This is a genomic window from Paenibacillus nuruki, from assembly GCF_001721045.1.
GTDB lineage: Bacteria > Bacillota > Bacilli > Paenibacillales > Paenibacillaceae > Saccharibacillus > Saccharibacillus nuruki.
Genome location: NZ_MDER01000067.1, coordinates 22,877 through 28,876 on the forward strand (window position 1 = coordinate 22,877; position 6,000 = coordinate 28,876).

The following is a 6,000-nucleotide window of genomic DNA, read 5'->3' on the forward strand; positions in this document are numbered from 1 at the left end:
GTAGGTAGGTCGGTGGTTCGCCGTTATCCGAACACATTCAAGATTGGAATAAGGAAAATAGAGTGTACGAAGATGCTCTATATTATTTCGATGAATAAGGGTGGCACCACGGTCACACGTCCCTTGCAGGATGTGGGCTTTTTTTGTTTTCTAAAAAAGGAGGAACAATAGATGAAAACAGTATTATCGGGTATTCAACCCAGTGGTTCATTAACAATTGGTAACTATATTGGAGCGATGAAAAATTTTGTTGCCCTACAAGAAGATTACAACAGTTACTTTATGGTGGTTGATCTACATGCGATTACAGTAGCACAAGAACCAGCTGCACTACGTGAAGCTTCAGAATCTGTAGCCGCATTATACTTAGCCGCAGGACTTGATCCGGCAAAAGCTAATATTTTCTTACAATCTCATGTTCCTCAACATGCTGAATTGGGATGGATTATGACTACGCTTGTAGCGATGGGCGAATTAGAGCGAATGACTCAATTCAAAGATAAATCCGAAGGTAAAGATTCAGTGGGCGCAGGATTATTTGTATATCCAGCACTGATGGCGGCTGATATTTTGCTATATAACGCAGATTTAGTTCCTGTGGGTGACGATCAGAAGCAACATTTGGAATTAACACGTGATTTAGCAGGACGATTTAATCACCGATTTGGTGAATATTTTACAGTGCCAGAACCGTTTATTCCTAAAGTGGGTGCACGGATCATGTCACTGGATGATGGTACGAAAAAAATGAGTAAAAGTAATCCCAATGCAGGTAGCTTTATTGCTTTGCTTGATCCACCGGATGTGATTCGCAAAAAGCTCAGTCGGGCCACAACCGATTCGGGTCGTGAAGTGATGTATGATCCGCAGAATAAACCGGAGATCAGCAATCTAATGAGTATTTATTCTCAATTCTCGGGACTTAGTCTGGATGAAATAACAGCTAAATATGAAGGACAAATGTATGGCGGATTCAAAAAAGAATTAGCAGAGGTCGTGGTTGCAGGTCTAGAACCGTTGCAACAACGTTATCATGATATTCGTGAGTCGGGAGAAGTTCATCAAGTTCTCCGCCAGGGTGCAGAAAATGCACAAGCCGCAGCGGAGAAAACATTGATAGCTGTAAAAGAACGCATGGGCTTTTTACCAGCTCAGCGTTAATATACAGGCACATCTGAGGATGCTTTATAGATCAGCTAAATAGTAGGTGTTCCTGATTGACGTTGACGTTTGGCTTTGGTAACAAATCCCCAGCCGATATTACCGATAGCGACAACACCAAGCAATATCGCTAACCATGCTGAATAAGAGATAGCGATTGCACAAAACATTAACAAAACAATAGAAGAGACGGCAAACCACAGCGAAAGACCTTTACTCATGATGGATAGCCTCCTGAATGATATGGTCCGATCAAGCGGACATATGCTTAAATAATTACTACTTTCTATTGTGCCTGAGCATACTATAAGGGTCAAGTCTCATTCTAAAATGAAATACAATATATTACCAATAGTCAGATAAAGTCATACTTGTAAAAGCCTGTGTTTCGATAGAAATGTCGAACAACAGGCTTTTTTAATTTCTAATTGATTATTATTCTCAATTGTGTTGAAATAAGAAAGTGTTATGGAGGATAAACCCATGATTTATGCCGTATAGGAGGTTTGTGCAGATACGATTATGAATAACATGAAAAGCGTACGTGTCAGTTTCTCGTTTCTACTCGCACTGATTGTGTTGGTGCTATCGATATTTATCGCTGTCTCTTATGGAGCTAAAGAATTAACGACGGGAACAGTCTGGGATGCTGTATTTCATTATGATACAACCGTTACTGCTCACCAAATTGTGTATGATATCCGATTGCCACGTGTATTGGGCGCTGTGTTTGCAGGGATAGCTTTTGCTGTTGCCGGTGCTTTGATGCAAGGGGTCACACGTAATCCGATGGCCGATACGGGGATACTGGGAGTAAATGCTGGTGCAGCGTTTGTAGTGGCATTATGTTTTGCTTTTTTACCTCAATTATCGTATTCGTATCTGATGTTATTTTCGTTTGTAGGAGCAGCAATAACTACCCTACTGATTGTAGTGTTGGCTTCATTTACACCAGGGGGACTGAACTCATTAAAACTTACGGTTGCAGGTGCAGTGATAGCGGCGATGCTGCATTCATTAAGTACAGGGATTGCGCTTTATTTTGGATTGAGTCAAGATCTGGCTTTCTGGTATGCAGGGGGTGTGTCCGGTGTAACATGGGAACATCTTCATCTATTGATTCCGATTGTATTGGTTATGATGATCTGGAGTATCACAATGGGACGTTCGATTAGCTTTCTAGCACTTGGGGATGAGACCGCTACGAATCTAGGGATACGTACGACATCTGTAAAAGTCATGGCGATGATCGCAGCTGTTATATTAGCGGGTTCTTCTGTAGCTGTTGCAGGGTCGATTAGTTTTGTAGGATTAGTGGTTCCTCATATAGCACGGCGCTGGATAGGGGTAGATTACCGATTGGTGATTCCGTTATCTGCTTTGTTAGGAGCGATTTTGCTGGTATGGGCAGATTTTGCTTCACGAATGGTAAGTCCTCCGCAAGAATTTGCGATTGGTGCTATGGTGGCTTTGGTTGGTGTGCCGTTCTTTCTTTATTTAGCGCGTAAAGAAGGAAGGGGATTATAAGGATGGATATTCAGCAGTTAAATGTTCGCAAACAACGTCGTGCGATCTGGATCACAGGCTTGATGGTGGCCATAGCGATCGTAATCGTCTTAATTAGTCTCAATACAGGCTCTATTAGATTATCCCCGTTACGTGTGATGTGGACATGGCTAGGACAAGGATCAACCGTCGAAAATTTGATTATGTTTCAGTATCGTCTGCCACGTATTCTGATTACGATTCTAGCAGGTATTGGTCTTGGTGTTGCTGGAGCTGTTCTTCAAGGAGTCTCTCGTAATTCTCTGGCTGATCCCGGGATATTAGGCATTAATGCAGGAGCAGGATTTGGATTGATCATTTTTGTCTCTTTTTTTCGTACGATGGAAGGGCCAATAGCTTTATTGATTCCTCTGTTCACATTTGGAGGAGGTGTATTGATTGCGCTAGTGATCTTTATGTTATCGTATGACAGACAGCGAGGATTACTTCCAATTCGCTTAATTTTAGTAGGAATAGCTGTTGCCGCTGGCGTAAGTGCGATTACATTATTATTGTCTTTGAAATTAGATCCAGATACATATGCTTTTGCAGCGACATGGTTAGCTGGGAGTGTATGGGGCAGAGAATGGGTGAATGTGTGGGCGTTACTTCCATGGATCGCATTATTTGTCCCATGGGTGTATCTACGATCCAGAACATTAGATATGTTCGTTCTGGGTGATGATATTGCAGCCAGTCTAGGGAACTCTACCACCAGAAGCCGAATAGTCCTTCTATTATTGGCTGTTGGGTTGGCTAGTTCCAGTGTTGCTATGGTAGGTTCGATTGGATTTATCGGATTAATTGCTCCGCATATTGCAAGACAGTTAGTAGGTGCTCGTCATCAACACTTTGTTCCGGTAGCGGCAATGATCGGGATGATCATGTTGCTTAGTGCCGATACGATAGGGCGCTCGATTTTCCAACCGAACTTTGTACCCGCAGGTGTGGTGGTAGCATTGATTGGTGGACCTTATTTTATTTATATTTTATTCAAAAAAACAGTCTGAATGATATAACGGAGGCAATACAGTATGAAAACAAAAAATAGTTTAGTTATGATGAGCTTAACATTTATGATCATTTTCTTAGTAGCCTGTGGACAACCTGCGGCTTCAACAACGTCTACATTATCCACATCATCTTCCTCAGGTATGGTCAAAGAAGAAAATGGTGTGATTATACATGATGCCAAAGCCAAAGTCGCTTCGATGTCGATTCATATTACCAATAACTTGCTGGCTTTAGGGATTCAACCTGTAGGTTCAGTAATCGGTGGAGATGTGAAAGACTTTTTACCGCATGTTGCTGATCAATTAAAAGGAACGCAAAAGTTAGGTGTAGTGACTGATCCGGATATGGAAGCACTGCTTGCGCTTCAACCGGATGTAATCTATATCGATAAAGAATATTCAAGTAAAGACCTTGCCAAATTTGAACAAATAGCACCTACTATTGTGATCGATATGGATCAAGGAACATGGCAAGATCAATTGAAAGAAATAGCTACTCATGTAGGGCTTGAGAAAAAAGCAGATACGTTTATTGCAGACTACGATACAAAAGCAGCACAAGTCAGCACATTGATTCATAGCCGATTAGGAGCAGATGCGAAAGTGATGGCGATTCGAATGACTCCTAAAGAATTGCGTGTGATGAGTACAGCACGTCCACTCGGACCGATTATGTTCGAAGATCTAAAGCTTCAGATGGCAGATGGGATCGATAAAATCTCCAAAGACGAGCCGTATCAAGTCATTTCCAAAGAAGTATTACCTGATTTCAATGCAGATGCGATCTTCGTTATTATTAGTAAAGGTAATGATGCTCAGACGAACTTTGATGAATTGGAAAAAAATCCATTGTGGCTTAATCTTAAAGCTGTGAAAAATAAACATGTCTATGTATTGGATGGACAGAAGTGGCTCGATTATTCTTCTCTCGGTCAGCAAATGGCGCTTGAAGATGCCACTCAACTATTTAGTAAATAATGAGCAGATATAGTTTATAAAAAAATATAAAAGAAACCCCTGATCGGTATAGAGTACACAGCGTGTTCGGCTGATGTCGCTATACACCTGATCAAGGGTTCTTTTTGTTAAAGTGATATAGGTTTGGATTTCATTAACTGATATGCAGACCTAGACGATCATTCATTTTGTCAGGGCTTAACCAGCCTACATAAGAATCGATGGCATTGTAATGATGATCCATCACAACTACACCAACAAACGGATATTGACGACGGTGACGATAACGAACATCTGCCCAACGTACAATATAACCCGTTGCTGTTTCTTCTACTTCAGAAACGGTATACGATGAAAAATAAAGCAATGCCTTAATATCACGATGTTTGCGAGAAGCTTCAATAGCTGGGTGATCCATTGACTCAATATAGTCTGCCCAGATCAAACGGTCGGGACTGTACCATCCCATTCGATAACTGCCATCTTTTTTGGCATGAACCACATGCCAGCGACGTAAAGAAATCGTCGGAATCAATATATAATGTCCATCCGGTTCAGGAGAACGTCCATTTTCGATATCTAATTCTTCTACTTTTTTCGTTAAAATAAAATGAGTAGCTGTACGCCATACATAATAGAGTGCAATCACTACATAAAGGGTAATAAACAATGGAGCAGGTGCAACTAAACCTGTGATCCACAATAACAGAGCAAGGATATGCGTACTGAAGATAAACGGATCAAAAATATTAATAATATTCCACGATATCCACTTATCACTAAACGGTCTGACCGCTTGTGTACCATACGTATTAAATAGATCGGTAAACACATGAACCATCACCGCAATAGCCGTCCAGAGCAGAATGTGCCCCATACCTGCGGGATGAATCAGCAAGGATGTACCTACACCAATCAATAATATCCATAACGCCATAAAAGGAAGGGAGTGTGACATTCCCCGATGATTACGAATATAAGTAGCATTGTCTTTAAATCTCAAAACCGTATCAAAATCGGGTGCTTGTGAACCTACAATCGTCGCCACCATAACCGCGATAGCTAATCTTGGATCAGAAGCGACAACGGGATCAACATAAGCAAGCCCGGCAAGCCCGAATCCCATAGCAAAATGGGTAGCAGTATCCATTACAAATTCTCTCCTTTTAGCGCTTGGCAATTAAAGCGCGACATCTTCTAGTGCAATCAAACGTGATTTTTGCAAAGCAAAATATCTTACGATAAGCGCTTGGCAATTAAAGCGCGACATCTTCTAGTGCAGTCAAACGTGATTTTTGCAAAGCAAAATATCTTACGATAAGCG

General features: G+C 41.3%; 6 protein-coding genes and 1 other annotated feature (1 of these 7 running past the window's edge). Of the genes, 4 read left to right on the forward strand and 2 right to left on the reverse strand.

Annotated features, from left to right (window positions below; all coding sequences use genetic code 11):
- Positions 1 to 127, forward strand: a binding site (T-box leader); it begins 145 nt to the left of the window's first position.
- A gap of 44 nt (positions 128 to 171) precedes the next feature.
- Complete coding sequence (gene trpS, locus PTI45_RS17580; protein WP_069328900.1) at positions 172 to 1,161, forward strand: tryptophan--tRNA ligase; 990 nt, start codon at positions 172 to 174, stop codon at positions 1,159 to 1,161.
- 35 nt (positions 1,162 to 1,196) lie between these two features.
- Here trpS and PTI45_RS17585 read toward each other — a convergent pair whose 3' ends face one another.
- The gene (locus PTI45_RS17585) at positions 1,197 to 1,382 is read right to left on the reverse strand and encodes a hypothetical protein (protein WP_069328901.1); all 186 of its coding nucleotides are present in this window, start codon (positions 1,380 to 1,382) and stop codon (positions 1,197 to 1,199) included.
- 301 nt (positions 1,383 to 1,683) lie between these two features.
- Here PTI45_RS17585 and PTI45_RS17590 point away from each other — a divergent pair, with 301 nt between their 5' ends.
- The 3 genes from PTI45_RS17590 to PTI45_RS17600 are packed head-to-tail and all read left to right on the forward strand — an operon-like array spanning position 1,684 to position 4,697.
- Complete coding sequence (locus PTI45_RS17590; RefSeq protein WP_069328902.1) at positions 1,684 to 2,688, forward strand: FecCD family ABC transporter permease; 1,005 nt, start codon at positions 1,684 to 1,686, stop codon at positions 2,686 to 2,688.
- Positions 2,689 to 2,690: 2 nt separating this feature from the next.
- A complete protein-coding gene (locus PTI45_RS17595; RefSeq protein ID WP_069328903.1) occupies positions 2,691 to 3,716 on the forward strand; it encodes a FecCD family ABC transporter permease in 1,026 nt (341 codons plus the stop codon).
- Between the two features lie 24 nt (positions 3,717 to 3,740).
- Positions 3,741 to 4,697, forward strand: coding sequence for an ABC transporter substrate-binding protein (locus tag PTI45_RS17600; protein ID WP_069328904.1), 957 nt, complete (start codon positions 3,741 to 3,743; stop codon positions 4,695 to 4,697).
- A gap of 133 nt (positions 4,698 to 4,830) precedes the next feature.
- Here PTI45_RS17600 and PTI45_RS17605 read toward each other — a convergent pair whose 3' ends face one another.
- Positions 4,831 to 5,826: a metal-dependent hydrolase gene (locus PTI45_RS17605; protein WP_069328905.1), complete on the reverse strand. Its 996-nt coding sequence runs from the start codon at positions 5,824 to 5,826 to the stop codon at positions 4,831 to 4,833.
- Positions 5,827 to 6,000 lie beyond the last annotated feature (174 nt).